This window comes from Bacillus sp. Bwzl_19 (assembly GCF_054900515.1).
Genome location: NZ_CM142729.1, coordinates 1,327,453 through 1,341,580, shown reverse-complemented (window position 1 = coordinate 1,341,580; position 14,128 = coordinate 1,327,453). Strand labels below are relative to the sequence as shown.

The 14,128-nt window shown below is 45.3% G+C and carries 20 protein-coding genes; 6 read left to right on the top strand and 14 right to left on the bottom strand.

All coding sequences use genetic code 11. The features are described from left to right. Positions 1–40 precede the first annotated feature (40 nt). Positions 41–991 carry a ring-cleaving dioxygenase gene (locus ACW5MY_RS07165; protein WP_013351970.1) on the bottom strand — a complete coding sequence of 317 codons (951 nt, stop codon included), beginning with the start codon at positions 989–991 and terminating at the stop codon, positions 41–43. Between the two features lie 323 nt (positions 992–1,314). On the opposite strand from ACW5MY_RS07165, the gene ACW5MY_RS07160 reads away from it, so the two are divergent. From ACW5MY_RS07160 to ACW5MY_RS07135, 6 genes are all read left to right on the top strand, one after another. Continuing rightward, positions 1,315–2,631, top strand: a complete 1,317-nt coding sequence (locus ACW5MY_RS07160) for an APC family permease (RefSeq protein ID WP_013351969.1) — start codon at positions 1,315–1,317, stop codon at positions 2,629–2,631. A 284-nt stretch (positions 2,632–2,915) separates the two neighbouring features. Then, positions 2,916–3,533, top strand: coding sequence for a DUF47 domain-containing protein (locus ACW5MY_RS07155; RefSeq protein WP_003154804.1), 618 nt, complete (start codon positions 2,916–2,918; stop codon positions 3,531–3,533). Between the two features lie 12 nt (positions 3,534–3,545). Next, positions 3,546–4,544: an inorganic phosphate transporter gene (locus ACW5MY_RS07150; RefSeq protein ID WP_013351968.1), complete on the top strand. Its 999-nt coding sequence runs from the start codon at positions 3,546–3,548 to the stop codon at positions 4,542–4,544. A gap of 107 nt (positions 4,545–4,651) precedes the next feature. Next, the gene (locus ACW5MY_RS07145) at positions 4,652–5,398 is read left to right on the top strand and encodes a type II toxin-antitoxin system SpoIISA family toxin (RefSeq protein WP_013351967.1); all 747 of its coding nucleotides are present in this window, start codon (positions 4,652–4,654) and stop codon (positions 5,396–5,398) included. Beyond that, entirely contained in the window at positions 5,398–5,568 is a 171-nt protein-coding gene (locus ACW5MY_RS07140) for a type II toxin-antitoxin system SpoIISB family antitoxin (RefSeq protein ID WP_003154807.1), read from the top strand. Before ACW5MY_RS07145 ends, ACW5MY_RS07140 begins: the two co-directional genes overlap by 1 nt. 96 nt (positions 5,569–5,664) lie before the next feature. After that, complete coding sequence (locus ACW5MY_RS07135; RefSeq protein WP_003154809.1) at positions 5,665–5,790, top strand: hypothetical protein; 126 nt, start codon at positions 5,665–5,667, stop codon at positions 5,788–5,790. A gap of 33 nt (positions 5,791–5,823) precedes the next feature. Here the strand turns inward: ACW5MY_RS07135 and ACW5MY_RS07130 are convergent, their stop codons facing one another. The 13 genes from ACW5MY_RS07130 to ACW5MY_RS07070 all read right to left on the bottom strand — a co-directional run bounded on the left by ACW5MY_RS07130 (position 5,824) and on the right by ACW5MY_RS07070 (position 14,118). Beyond that, positions 5,824–6,702, bottom strand: a complete 879-nt coding sequence (locus ACW5MY_RS07130) for an N-acetylmuramoyl-L-alanine amidase (RefSeq protein WP_014470491.1) — start codon at positions 6,700–6,702, stop codon at positions 5,824–5,826. Positions 6,703–6,715: 13 nt separating this feature from the next. Beyond that, positions 6,716–6,979, bottom strand: a complete 264-nt coding sequence (locus ACW5MY_RS07125; RefSeq protein WP_014470492.1) for a phage holin — start codon at positions 6,977–6,979, stop codon at positions 6,716–6,718. 13 nt (positions 6,980–6,992) lie between these two features. Then, a complete protein-coding gene (locus ACW5MY_RS07120; protein ID WP_013351964.1) occupies positions 6,993–7,256 on the bottom strand; it encodes a hemolysin XhlA family protein in 264 nt (87 codons plus the stop codon). Between the two features lie 53 nt (positions 7,257–7,309). Next, positions 7,310–8,110, bottom strand: coding sequence for a phage-like element PBSX protein XepA (xepA, locus tag ACW5MY_RS07115; RefSeq protein ID WP_289394458.1), 801 nt, complete (start codon positions 8,108–8,110; stop codon positions 7,310–7,312). 51 nt (positions 8,111–8,161) lie between these two features. Further along, positions 8,162–8,326 carry an XkdX family protein gene (locus ACW5MY_RS07110; RefSeq protein ID WP_014470494.1) on the bottom strand — a complete coding sequence of 55 codons (165 nt, stop codon included), beginning with the start codon at positions 8,324–8,326 and terminating at the stop codon, positions 8,162–8,164. Further along, the gene (locus ACW5MY_RS07105) at positions 8,326–8,652 is read right to left on the bottom strand and encodes an XkdW family protein (RefSeq protein ID WP_014470495.1); all 327 of its coding nucleotides are present in this window, start codon (positions 8,650–8,652) and stop codon (positions 8,326–8,328) included. Before ACW5MY_RS07105 ends, ACW5MY_RS07110 begins: the two co-directional genes overlap by 1 nt. Positions 8,653–8,663: 11 nt before the next feature. Next, positions 8,664–10,427, bottom strand: a complete 1,764-nt coding sequence (locus ACW5MY_RS07100) for a hypothetical protein (protein ID WP_014470496.1) — start codon at positions 10,425–10,427, stop codon at positions 8,664–8,666. A 2-nt stretch (positions 10,428–10,429) separates the two neighbouring features. Beyond that, entirely contained in the window at positions 10,430–10,702 is a 273-nt protein-coding gene (locus tag ACW5MY_RS07095; protein ID WP_013351959.1) for a hypothetical protein, read from the bottom strand. Next, positions 10,699–11,277, bottom strand: coding sequence for a YmfQ family protein (locus tag ACW5MY_RS07090; RefSeq protein WP_014470497.1), 579 nt, complete (start codon positions 11,275–11,277; stop codon positions 10,699–10,701). The genes ACW5MY_RS07095 and ACW5MY_RS07090 overlap by 4 nt, the downstream gene beginning before the upstream one ends. Beyond that, the gene (locus ACW5MY_RS07085; RefSeq protein WP_014471720.1) at positions 11,261–12,307 is read right to left on the bottom strand and encodes a baseplate J/gp47 family protein; all 1,047 of its coding nucleotides are present in this window, start codon (positions 12,305–12,307) and stop codon (positions 11,261–11,263) included. The genes ACW5MY_RS07090 and ACW5MY_RS07085 overlap by 17 nt, the downstream gene beginning before the upstream one ends. Next, complete coding sequence (locus tag ACW5MY_RS07080; RefSeq protein ID WP_014470499.1) at positions 12,300–12,725, bottom strand: DUF2634 domain-containing protein; 426 nt, start codon at positions 12,723–12,725, stop codon at positions 12,300–12,302. Before ACW5MY_RS07080 ends, ACW5MY_RS07085 begins: the two co-directional genes overlap by 8 nt. 149 nt (positions 12,726–12,874) lie before the next feature. Further along, entirely contained in the window at positions 12,875–13,141 is a 267-nt protein-coding gene (locus ACW5MY_RS07075) for a DUF2577 family protein (protein WP_013351955.1), read from the bottom strand. After that, entirely contained in the window at positions 13,141–14,118 is a 978-nt protein-coding gene (locus tag ACW5MY_RS07070) for an XkdQ/YqbQ family protein (RefSeq protein ID WP_013351954.1), read from the bottom strand. Before ACW5MY_RS07070 ends, ACW5MY_RS07075 begins: the two co-directional genes overlap by 1 nt. Positions 14,119–14,128: the final 10 nt, after the last annotated feature.

Sequence of the window (14,128 nt, the reverse complement as noted above, 5' to 3'; positions counted from 1 at the left end):
GCCCCCGTCAAGCCGGGAGGCATCTGTCTTTATTTCTGATTTACTGAATCGGTTTCAGCCGCGCTTCTATTTCAGAACGGCGGTGTTCGAGATAAGGCGGGAGCGCAACTGTTTTGCCGAGCTCCTCAGGTTTTTCATCGACCATAAATCCCGGACCGTCCGTTGACAATTCAAACAGAATTCCGTTCGGTTCCCGGAAGTACAGCGCTTTGAAATAATAACGCTCTACAATGCCCGAGTTGGTGAAGCCTTCTTTCGTGATTATGCGGTGCCATAAAGCAAGCTCCTCCTCATTCTGAACGCGGAAGGCCACATGATGCACGCTGCCTTTTCCCGGACGCTCGCGCGGAAGGTCGTTTCTTTCAATCAGATGAACTTCTGTACGCGCACCTCCGTTTCCGGATTCCAGCACCGTAACAGTGCCCCGGTCTTCATGCGTTTCTTTTCCGATTTCAGTAAAGCCCAGCACATCGGTTAACACACGCAGCGTCGCCTCTGCATACGGGACGGTTAATTCAACGGGACCAAGACCGCGGAAAGAATATTCTTCCGGAATGCCGCTTTGCTTCACCGCTTCACCGATATCTTTTCCTTTTTCGTCAGCCGTCAGCACAAGCCGCTGTCCTTCATGATCCTGAAAAGCGAGTGTGTCTCTGCCCGCTGTCTTCCGGATGTCACCATGAGCGACCTGATGCTCTTCAAATCGTTTTTTCCAATATTGCAGTGCTTGCGTATCCGGGACACGCAGGCCGATCGAAGAAATACTGTTTGTCCCCGCATGAAACGGCGCAATCCGCGGGATTTCAAAAAACGTCAGTTCAGATCCCGGATTGGCTGTTTCATCACCGTAAAACAAGTGGTACATTGTCGGTTCATCCTGATTTACGGATTTTTTCACAAGCTTCAGCCCTAGAATATTCCGATAGAAATCTAAATTTTTCTGTGCATCAGCTGTCAATGCTGATACATGGTGTATTCCGTTAACTTTCATTATGTTATCCTCCAGTCAATTATCTCGATTTCGAGATATTTTCTATATACAATTTATGTTATCCGGATCATAAAGTCAATACATCTGCTTCTCAGACGGTCAGCAGATTGCCCCCCTCAAAATAACGAACTATAGTTGTTACAAATCCGTTAATGTTCGCTTTTAAAACGGGATATTTTCCTTCTCAAAAGCAGAAACCTTGCTTTTTCAGGTAAAAACACTAAAATTAGAAAATTTATTTTATTCGTGTTTCAGCAATTAGGGTTTACAATATGTAAAATAGTTTTTTCAGCATGACGATTTTACATCTGGAGGGAAAGGATATGCAGATTGAAGAAAACGGACTAAAAAAAGAGATCGGCCTTACCATCGCCCTCTCACTTGTTATCGGCACCATCATCGGTTCCGGCGTATTTATGAAACCCGGCGCCGTGCTTGCCTACTCCGGTGATGCGAAAACCGCGCTTATCGCGTGGCTGTTAGGAGGCATTTTGACGCTTGCCGGCGGCTTGACCGTTGCGGAAATCGGCACTCAGATTCCGAAAACGGGCGGACTTTATACATATCTTGAAGAAGTGTACGGTGAATTTTGGGGCTTTTTGTGCGGCTGGGTTCAAATTATTATTTACGGCCCCGCCATTATCGGAGCAATCGGTTTGTATTTCGGCTCCTTGATGGCCCATCTGTTCAATTGGGATTCCGGCTGGTCTAAACTGATCGGGATTTCAGCCGTTTTGTTTTTAAGCATCATTAATATTATCGGAACGAAATACGGCGGCATCGTTCAGGGAATTACGACTGTCGGCAAATTAATTCCGATTATCTGCATGATTGTGTTCGGCCTTTGGAAAGGCGATCAGCATATTTTTACAACCGTCACAAGCAGCATGTCGGAAATGAATTTCGGCGCTGCCATACTGGCTACTTTGTTTGCCTATGACGGCTGGATTCTTCTTGCGGCTCTCGGCGGGGAAATGAAAAATCCGGAAAAGCTGCTCCCGAAAGCGATGACAGGCGGACTGTTGGTCGTCACCGCTATTTATCTTTTCATTAACTTTGCCCTGCTGCACATTCTTCCCGCGACCGATATTGTGAAACTCGGTGAAAATGCGACCGGCACCGCTGCCGGAATGCTGTTTGGCGACATCGGTGGGAAATTGATCAGCGTCGGGATTATCGTCAGCATCTTCGGCTGTTTAAACGGAAAGATTCTCGCTTTTCCGCGTGTCTCATTTGCAATGGCGGAACGGAAACAGCTTCCGTTTGCCGGACAGATTTCACGAGTGCATCCGACATTTCGCACTCCGTGGATTGCCGTGTCATTTCAGATCGCGCTGGCCATCATTTTTATGATCGCCAGCAATCCCGATAAGCTGTCTGAAATCTCTATTTTCATGATTTATATTTTTTACGTCATGGCCTTTTTCGCCGTGTTTATCCTCAGAAAAAAAAGCGGCGGAAAACCGCGCGCCTACAGCGTGCCCCTGTATCCGATCATTCCGGTTTTGGCCATTGCGGGTTCACTGTTTGTACTGATCAGCACGATCATTACAGATACACTGAGCTGCGGGCTGTCGATCTTGATCGGCCTCGCCGGGTTACCGCTTTATTTTTGGCTGAAAAACAATAGAAAAAACTGACAAAAACGGTTCCTTTTACGGGAACCGTTTTTTTTCGGCAAAATCACGTGTAAAAGTTGACAGCAAATTCACATCTTTTGTTATACTTTTTAGGCAAGATGTCTGAATTCGAAGTATGTTACGTTTTTTTGGCGAAGTGGGTAACATAAGAAAAACAGGATGAGACACGTTTTTACGAAAAAATCAAGAGGCGTTTTTTTCGACTTTATCTGTTTTTTTTCGACAAAAGGCTATATAATAATTTGATGTGTGCATTGTCTCATTCAAACAATGGAGGGTTTTTAATGATAAAAAGAAAAAAAGATAAGTTCTCACTCCTTTTAACAGAAATTGCAAAAAACATAGACGAAACCGCAGAATATTTTGTCAACTTTAAAGTGACGAACCAGACGACTTTAAAGGAATTTGCCGATACGTTAAAAGAGTTTGAAACAAAAGGAGATAATCATGTTCATGTCATGATCAAAGAGCTGAACAAAGCTTTTATCACTCCCATTGAACGTGAAGACATCCTTGAGCTGACAAACAGCCTCGATGACGTGCTTGACGGAATCGAACATTTTTCAGCGATGATGGAAATTTTCTCGATCACCTCTTCTGACGAACATATCGATAAGTTCAGCGGATACATCAGAGAGTGCGCGAAAGAAATTTTAATCACGATTGAACTGCTTGCAGAAAACCGATTAAAGGACATTCACCCTCACGCCATTAAAATTAAGGAATACGAGCACAGCTGTGATAACCTGCACCGTAAATCATTAAAAAATCTGTTCGGCACAGAAACCGATCCGATTAAAGTGATTCAGTACCGTGAGATTTACGAAACGCTTGAGGAAATTGCCGACTCTTGCCAAAGTGTTGCCAATAACCTTGAAACCATCATTATGAAAAACGCGTAACGAGGGGTTATAATGGATACTCTATTACTTTTAACGATATTAATTGTCATATGCGCTTTGGTATTTGACTTCATCAACGGATTTCACGATACTGCAAACGCAATTGCCACCTCAGTTTCGACAAAAGCGCTGAAGCCGCGGCACGCGATTATCATGGCGGCCATCATGAACTTTCTCGGAGCGATGACATTTACCGGTGTTGCGAAAACCATTACGAAAGATATTGTGAATCCCTATACATTAGACAACGGGTCGGTTGTCATTCTGGCGGCTTTGATCGCCGCAATCGCCTGGAACTTGATCACATGGTACTTCGGTATTCCGAGCAGCTCTTCACATGCGATTATCGGAGCGATCGCCGGCGCGGCCATTGCAGCGTCAGGTTTTGCATCGCTGAATTATAAAGGGTTTATTAAAATTATCGAAGCGCTTATTTTTTCACCGATCATCGCCTTTGTTCTCGGCTTTATCGTATATTCGATCGTGAAGCTGATTTTCAAAGACAGCAATTTGGCGAAAACAAATAAACGCTTCCGCAGAGTGCAGATTTTGACTGCTGCCATTCAGTCCTATACACACGGAACAAACGACGCGCAAAAAGCGATGGGTATCATTACGATGGCGCTTATGACGGCCAATTTACATAAAAGTGATGCGATTCCTTTTTGGGTGCAGCTCTCCTGTGCTCTGGCAATGGGTCTCGGTACATCCATCGGCGGCTGGAAAATCATTAAAACCGTCGGCGGAAAAATTATGAAAATCCGTCCGGTAAACGGCGTATCTGCCGACTTAACCGGCGCAGCCATTATTTTCGGGGCCACGTTTATCCATCTCCCTGTCAGCACGACACACGTCATCTCGTCTTCCATTCTCGGTGTGGGCGCTTCCCACCGCGTAAAAGGCGTAAACTGGGGCACGGCTAAACGGATGCTCATTACATGGGTCATCACCCTGCCGATTTCAGGTACACTCGGCGCCATCGCCTTTTTTATCTTAGATCTCTTTTTCTGATTACAGCATCCGCTTCTTTACAGGAGCGGTTTTTTTTGTGACAGGAAAATGATGCCACAGCATAGAATGAACATAGCAGACCATTTTTCGAATTGTGAGGGATGCTCATGCTTTTGTTTTATCAAATCATGGTGTGGACGATGGCGGCCGCACTCATTTTATATGTGTATGCATCCTGGCGGTATGAGGCAAAGGTAAAAGAAAAAATGTTTGCCATCCGTAAAACGTGGTATTTACTATTTGTAGTAGGCGCCATGGTCTATTGGACATATGATCCCGAATCGCTCTTTGCCGCATGGAGGCAATACTTGATTGTTGCCGTCTGCTTTGCCCTTATTGATGCGTTTATCTTTTTGAGCGCGTATATCAAAAAGCTCGCCGGCAATGAATTAGAGACGGATACGAGGGAAATATTGGAAGAAAATAACGAAATGCTTCACTCCTATCTTGAAAAACTGAAAACCTATCAATATCTGTTGAAAAATGAACCGATCCATGTATATTATGGAAGTACAGAAGCTTATGCAGAAGGCATCAGCAGACTGCTGGCCGCTTATGCAGAAAAAATGAATGTCACGGCTTCATTGTGCGACTATTCCGCACAATCGGATAAGGACCGCTTGACAGAGCATATGCCTGATGCGGCAGACGTTCAGTCCCGCCTTAACCGGAAAGACGTCTACTATGATCAAAAAGGAAGGCTTGTGCTTATTCCGTTTACAGTCCAGAACCGCCAGTATGTGATCAAACTCACGTCAGAAAACCTGTTGACGGAATTCGATTATTTGCTTTTCACATCGCTAACGAGCATTTATGATTTAATGCTGCCAATAGAAGAGGAAGGTGACGGATAATGGAGCAGGCGTTTCAAAACGGGCAGCCGGAACAAAGAGCGAAACCGTTCAAAATGTTTAAAAAACGCTCAATGACAAGTATCGCAAGTTACCAGGTCAGCCCTCACACCGCCAGAATTTTCAAAGAAAATGAGCGGCTGATTGACAAGTATAAACAAAAAAAAGCTTGATTACACTAAGGACAGGAGACACGGCTCTTGTCCTTATTCCTTTTTCCCTTATATTTCATATAATAATACCAACAAAGAGATGCGACAGGTGATGATGTGAAGAAAATTGTAAGGCGCGTAAAGTTTGTGGATTACGGACGGTTCGGGCTTTCCGCTTATTCGCTGAGGATGCGGGCGAGGAATCTCGGGCTATTAAACCGATTAAAAAAGAAGAAAGGCTGAATCCCGGGATGTTCGGGACTCAGCCTTTTTTTCTTAAAGCTGCTGCAAAATTTTCGCTTTTACTGCGGGGCCGTAGATGCCGTCTGACGGCAGTCCGTTTACAGATTGAAAGCGGGCAACGGCATTTGCGGTTTTCGGTCCGTAGATGCCGTCAATGCCGTTATTGGCAGCTCCTTTTTCAGGATAAAAATAAAGCGCGGCGAGCGCGTTTTGCACCTGGTATACCTTTTCACCGGATGTGTACGGCTCTGTCAGCTGAATCACCTCATCCGGAAGAGGATACAATCCCTCAACAGGCGGGCTGACAATCAGCACTTGTCCGACTTTAATCAAGTTCGGATCAGCGATGTTATTCCATTTTTGCAGATCGGCCACACTGACGCCGAATTTTCGTGCGATTGCCGACAGCGTATCTCCTTTTTGGACAGTATACGTCTGTCTATTTTCAGAACCGATTCCCGCTTTAAACTCATCCCATGTATCCAACAGTCTTCTCGGGCAAAGCTTTCCTGACCAATGCTTGTGCTCGACGACATTCGCAAGCGGGATGCCGTGCGACGTCATTAATGTGCGGATGAGCCATTGGGCGTTTGCCACAGCCTGTGAAAAGTTTCCGTCTGAATTTTCACAAATTTCAATACCGATGGATTTACGGTTGCCGTCCCCGTTTCCGTCTCCGGCATGCCAGCCGTTTTCGTTCAGCGGAAGATGCTGATAAATTTCCGTATCATCGACTGTGAAATGCCAGCTTGTCGGCGTATCGGGATTTTTCACATAGCTCGCGTGACTTTTGGCGTTTGCGCCGGCTGCGGTATTGGCCGTATTATGCACCGTAATGTAAATCGGTGTCATTGCATAGCCTGGGCGGTTATTGTTTCCCTCTGGAATGAAATCCTGTGTGATTTTCACCATGTTTTCATCTCTCCTATTTCGATAAATTGTTTATTTTTAATAAAGCCTGCTGTTTCTTCCCTTTTGCTGTAACGTAATTGTTTTTAAACCAGGCGGCCGCAGTCGTTGCGATCGTAAAAATAGCCGACCCGGCGGCATACAGTGTATCCGCAAGCTGATTGACCTGATCCTCCTGAATATCCAGCGGCGATTTGCCGAACATCAGCAGTGTTTGGTTCAATAAAGCAAGCAAAAGAAGCACCGTCCTGACGACCGTGCCTTTGTCCGCGAATTTCATATTTGTTTCCCCCTTACTTTTGCAGCAGATTGTACATGATGGCGATGGCTCCGCCAATGACGCCCGTGCAGATTGCTGTCACGATGGCTCCTGTAATGGTCCGCTTAATCCATGTTGTATTCTCTTCAATTTTGTTCAGCTTTTCATTCAGCGTCATGATTTGCTGATCCTGCCGGTCTGATACCCGCTCTAAAGCGGCTACCCGCTGTTCAAGCACCTTTTGTTCACCTTTGATGCCTGCGAATTCTTTTTGCACCGTTTGTTCATCCAGAAGCACTTCAGCTCCCTCCTCTTACATTGTTCTCACCTCCCTTCGGAAGCTTGATTCTTTTAAGAAAATGCCGTGCCTTTGACAGAAAGGCTTCCGCCGGAAATGCTCTTGATTTCCATGACGATTTCTTTAAAGCCAGCAATATCAAAAGTCCACACTTCTTCTGTGCCTGACGTGCCGGCTGCTGATGTCCCGTCGTCAGATCTGATTCCTCTGATCGGCACATTTTTCCCCGAGATGGATCTCCCCCAAAACGCGACTTCGCTTGACTCGGCGGTGCCGGTGATTTCGACGAGAAGTTTTTTCTCTTTAGTTACAGAAAAAACAGATCCTTCGGCGGCGCTTTCGGTCTGATGATGAAAAACAAAGTCGCTCTGACTTTGAATAAAGTCTACCGGTAAAGGGTTCGTCTTTTGCAGGTGAATATCGATTTCTCCCGCCCCAAGTGATTGATAAAGGACAAATTCAGATTGCTGCAAATTCCCATTCACATATCGGAAACGATAATACCTTTTAGTAAGATACACCCATTCAGACGCAGAAAACTCACCAGGGGCAACATTAACTGCGACAGTGGTTGACCATGAAAAATTATTGTCACTTTCTTCAATAAACAGCGTGCCTCCCCGGTCAGCATAGGCAAATCCTTTCACTTTGGAAATAAGCACTGCACCAAGACGGTCCTGTCCGTACTGATTGTAGACCTCTGTCGCTTTCAAAGCCGAGTTGGTTAAGAGCTCAGCCACTCCCGATAAATGGGATACAGGTGTTACAAAATCTGTTTTTTCTCCTCTGTACGGCTTTACCGCACCTGCTTTTCCGCTCCGATCTGCGGGAAACTCATATTGATATTTCACGATAATCCTCCTCCTTTTTCTGCTTATTTCAAAAAAGACCAAAATAAAAAAGCCTTACATGGCTTTACCTGTAATCTCCTCGTATTGATCGGACGATATGAGCGACTGACGAACCCCTTCTTGCAGATCTTCTATCGAACAGTCTTTATAATGCAGAGCTTGTTTCACCATATCTGCCGTCGCCCACTGATAATGAAGGGCAATCACCCAAAAATTCATTATGCATTTTCTCCTTTCAATGACAAAAGTGTAAGCTTAACGTCTGACAGCTCATTTCCGAGCATAGCGTTCAGCTCTTCCAGCTGCTTGCGCGCAAGTTTTTCTCTTGACAGCTCCTGTGCAAGCAATTCTATGTGATCAGGCGGATCATATGGCGGATTTTTTTGCAGCTCCTCCCACCACGCCTCAAGCTGTTCCTTTGTAGGTATGGGAGCGTTGAGGTTCCATTTTTCAATATAAGATTCATTCCCGTCATTTCTTAAAACAAAGTCTTTTAACGGAACTGCATCAGGATACTTATACAAGATTACATCAAATAAAACCATATAAATTCCCCCTATACTGTCGGGTAATTCTTCCCGCCAATTTCCAAAATATCAAAATAATTTTTCCGTCCATCGGCATCTTTTACATAACGTGTGACGGTGCCGTTATAACCGATATAAGCATATATTTCAGCATAATCACCAGCATCAAGCGGCACTGTCACTGTTCCGGTCAGTGTAGCATTGAATTCATTTGAATCTGTACTGTCTTTCGGAGGAGGCATTCTAAAATGATCCATTAATTTGTATTGTTCTCCATTCACATATACGTATAATTCAAAGTTAGAATATTGCTGTGTGTTTTCTATATAAATACTGCCGCCGACCAGGTACATACCGGAATGCTTTGCGATAAATCTACTATTTTTCACGTCAAATAAGTTATCACTATCTTTTATTTTACGGTTGAAAAGGATCTTATTAACCTCACCTTTTTTCAACTCTTGCCGACCTGTTGTACCGATATTAGCGTGAGCAAATCCCGATATTTTTTCCCATGTTGTCCAGCCGGTAGTATCCCACCATTGACGAATCCAAGTACCTGTTTGATTATTCTTTCCGTTTCTCTCATCACCATTGCCGTAAAAGTATTGAACGAAACGCCATTTATTCAGATTTTCATTTTTCACAAAGCCATATCCAAGAGGGTATCCTGTGCTGTTTCCCTCATAAATCCCCATAAAAGTGATTCCCTCTGGATAATCAGTCCCAGGTGTTCTGGCATCAACAATTGTTTTTTCGTCCCCATCACGGTAACAAGTCAATCTTTCAATTGAAAAATTAGTATCCGCGTAAGTTTTGGCATTTTGCAGGGCCTGATCAGCTTTATTTTGAGCATCACTTTCTGTTCCGAGCTTTTGCCAGCCAAGCCAATTATTATTTAAATAATTAGTATAGATATTATTCTCGTAGTCAGTTGCGTAAATCCAGCCAAAAACAGCTTTACCGGATGAATCTTGGTTAGTCATTTGCCATAATCCGCGTATAGATTTTCCTCCATCAGGTGCTCCCGAATTCGTGCCATGAGCATAAAAAGTTCCAATGGAAGTGCCTTTACTTTGAATGGCATCCAGCAAATTTATATCGCTTTCGCTGCCCAAAGAAATAGTTGGTGCTCCATTATCAGCCGTCAATTTCATCAACTGCCCTGCATTCCATTTGTCTTTGTCAGACTTGGTTACATGAATGTCTGTTTTTTTGGCATGCTCGTTTACTTTTGCTTGTGCTCCGGCAGCTGTTTCATACGGTATCCATTCAGTCCAAATGCCGTTTTCCAGTGTTTTTCTCCAAAATCCTCCATCGTTTGAAAAAGCGGCCGCCTCCCCGTTATTCTTTGAAGAATATAGGTAAATACCGTCTGTCTGCTGAGGCGGAGTATTTATTCCCGTTGTTGCTGTCGAGAAAGTAAAGGTTTTATTTTGGCTGGCAGCAATCTGATGAAAATCCTGTCCCTCAGAGATATTAATAAAAGCGGAGCCATTATCGTTTGTCATTTTAGACAGCTGCCCGTTATCCCACTTCTGGCGCTCTTCTTTCGTCAAGTGCCGGTCCTGATCTTGATTGTGCTGATCGAAATCTTTTTTTGCTGCCTGCTGGACGTTGTCCACGTTTCCGAGGCCGATTTGCGCCTTTGTCGTTTTGTGCGGGTTGTTCATGTCGTTTTTATGGGCCGCCAGATCCTTGTGGGCGTCTTTTATGCCTTTTTCCCAGCGGTTGACGTCGTCTTCATTGATCGGATCGTCCGGAAGCCAGTCTGTTTTTTCTTCGTAAGCCATCGTTACACCACCTCAAAGGTAAATCTTAAATCCAGCGTTCTGTTATTGCTGAGATCCAAATTTGTTTTTCGTTCTGTGATGACGCTTCCTGTTTCGTCAAGCATCTGCACGGTTTCAATATGTTTGATGCCTTCTTCCCTGCGTGTGAGAACAGTGACTGCGGCTTCTTTTACAGAAATGTCCGCAATCGGTGTTTCTTTGCCGTTTAACAGCACTTTTGTGATCCTGTTTTTCAGATCGGCTGCGGCACGCTGTCTGTATGCGGCTGATATCATGGTAAGACCACCTCGTTATTATTGAGTGTGACGGAATAACCGACCTTCAGTTCACTGACTTTTCGGTATCTCCGATCGTTGAGAATGACCCGGTCTTTGATTTCCAGTGTTTCGTTTAATGCGGCTCTCAGTATATACGCCAAATGAGCGGGTTTAATCTTTTCAAGTGTTTCAATCAGCTCGTTCATGTGCTGCAGGTCGTCAAGCTCTATATCGGCATAAAAACGATATTCCCCCGGGAACATCCGAACGTAAGCCGACGGATGTTTTAAAAAACGGTTTAACGCCTGTTCGATCGCTTGATGCGTGATGGGCGGAATATTCGACATCTTCGAGATCAGCCTGAGCCGTCTCATGTCCTCCGTATCACCTGATTCACGCGGTATTTTCAATATTTTTTCCCAGCGGTCAAGCCCCCACGTCGCCGTCGTAATAAAGAGCTGATCTGTCAAATCGAAAATATCGTGATTCTGCCGCTCAAACTCAGGAGCTTCCGCCTGAAGCACTTCCGCCATCTCTTTTAGCCGGGTTAAAAAAGGCGGGAGGTACGCCGTCATCTCATCGAGTCTGCTCAAGAATGATCACCTCTTTGAGGGTAGGAATTTCCACGTCACTGAGCACAAGATTTTCCGCCGCACCGTTCATTTTGATATCGGCGTAGTCACTGACGGATGCCGAGTTATAAACAATATTGTTAATTTGTGATAAACGGACGGTGTTTTCTTCGAAGGCTATTTTCTTAAATAAATTCAGGACGCCTTTTTCAATCTCCGCTTTTACATCATCGATCGAGCTGTTCAGCTCAGGCAGCACGGAAGCGGAAATTTCGATCTCTTTCCATACCGCGCTTTCCACCGTTACTGCGGCTCCGATCGGCGCCTGGCCTTCTCCCTGTCCTTCATCCGGATCAATATAATCCTTTACTTTCTTGATCAGAATATCTGATGCCGGTTCCAAATTCGCGTTTGTGATAACGACCTTCACCGTTCCGTCTCCGTTCCATAGCGGGAAGATTTTCGCCCTGCCGACACCGTCAACTTCTTCGGCCCACTGTTTATAATGCAGTTTATTCGCGCTGACTGCCTCCCGGCGGACACGGGTAAAATAACGCGCTCTTAAACTGTTGTCGTCTTCTTCCTCACGGCCGGGAATTAAAATATCGCGCATGACAGCCTTCTCAAGCCCGGGAATCGTATCAAGCGGCAGCAGGTTTTGACCTGTAATGCCGGCATTGCCCGCATCACCGGCCGTTTCACATTCAAGCGTTCCATCCTCCGTATATTGAAAATACAGGTTATCGACGAAGAATCGGGAGCCTGGCGGAATGGTGATTCCCGGTGTGAATTCTCCGGCTCTGACCGCTTTTGTGGCAGCCGTTCGTTCAATTCCTGCTTCAGCAGCCCGCCTGTCCAGAAATTCGCCCTGAGCCGTATCGGAAAAAACAAGCTCCAGCACGGTATCAAGCCAAATATAAGACTTTGCGAGCTCAGCGGCCGCAGGCGCGAGCGCATTGTAAATGACGCTGCCTTCTCTCGTATCAACATCTGCCGTGATTTTCTCCAGCATTCTGTCCATAATGTTGTCAAATGTCTGAGCTTCAAACATCCTCACCCAGCACCTCCTCAATCTCAAGCATGCCCTCATCGGCTTCAACGGTAAAAGAGACGATGAAGGCATCATCTTTTTTCTCAATCTCAAAATTGGTTACGGCCAAAATACGGTCATCATACAGCAAGGCTTCTTCTATCAATCTTGGAATCTCCATTTTTTTGTAAGCATCCGTCGTGTTCTGATCTGAAAGCACTTCCTGCAGTTCATTTCCGATATCATGACTGAAAACCGAGTATGAATACCGTTCTGTGTGAAGAGCGATATAGACAAATTGTCTGATTGCGTCCAGTCCGTTTATCAGTTCATTGGTAATCCTGTTGTTTTCAAAATCAATTCGGTAGGTTTGTGACGTTTCAATGGCATCACTCGCATCCTCCAAATCTTCAAATTCGATTTCCGGTGTCAGGGCCATTGCACCCGCTCCTTTTTGATTGTTCATTAAAAAAAGCCCTCTTCAGCGACTGAAGCGGCTTCCTCTCTCTCTATTCCATTTCCATCCGGATCTCTCATGCGGAACGGATAACATTTCACGTTCCCGACATTCATCATACAGGAATGCGGTTAAATTTTGTCCAGCACAAAGAAGGACTGTCCGCCTGTTAATGCAGCGGTCATCACCCGGTCTCCTGCCTGGAGCTGATCATCTCCCCCGGACTTCAGCCGCTTCGGCACAATGAGGGCATCAGACGGAATCAACAATTTATCGTGATCTTTCAGCTTCAGCTCAAGCGGCGAAACGGAGGTCACTTCAGCCGGCATCAGCTCCACCGGCGCTTCGGCGTCAACCGCCCCGACGGCTAAATGTTTAATGGCATCGCTTAATCTCATCAGGATGTTCCCTCCGGAAGTGAGTTTTTCTCTGTGACATCAATCGTCATGGTATGTTTTGTTCCTTGGAATTCATGGCGGTCCGTATCCACGTAATAGGTTTTCTTCAATCCGATTTCCGGAATTGAGATATACACCGGCAATCCGCTTTCCAACCCCGGAATACCGATCGCCTGTATATTTTTCAGCTCTTTCTTAACGCCTTTTTTCTCAGCCTGCTTCACTTTTGCGCGCTGTTTCAGCTGGGCTTCGTTAATATCATCAGAAACCGTTTCCGTATACTGCAAAACGCCGAATGTTTTCATGCCTGCGCTGTCTGCGGCGGTAGCCTTCACCGTTTTATTGTCTTTTTGCAGCCGCATGACGACGCGGGTTGCGGTATCATCGATCGAGGTGCTGTACTGATACCCCGTAATATTAACGCCTGTTTCCAGCACCCATATGTCAGACGGCTCCGGCCATTCACGCAAGCCGAGCCTGCCTTTTTCTGAATAGAGCTGATAATTGCGGCCCGTCTGGCTTTTTGTCTGCTTTAACGCTTTTAACATCATATCGTAAAGGCTTGTATCATTTTTAAAAACGAGTGATTTAATGGTATGGCCTGTATTGGCAATGGATGTGACGGGAATTTGAAAATCGCTGGCAATCCTTTTTAATATTTGATCGGCGCGCTGGTTGGAAAACACGTATACATCCTGGTTTTTCACAAGATATTGGAGCATATCATATGCGGTGAAGGCGACGGTATGTTCATCCGGCGTTCTTGCAAAGACAATGCCGCGGAACAGTTCTTTTCCATCCCATTTGAACAAAACCGTATCCCCCTCTGACACGCTGTAATACGTCTGGCTGCCCTGCTTTACGACAATCGTCGCTTCGATGGAGCGGGGCGCCTGATATCTGTGGCCTTCCAGCGATACGCTTTCTGTTACAAGCTCGAGCCACTCCGTTTCTTTTATGACAAATAGTTCAATCATCTTTTCACCC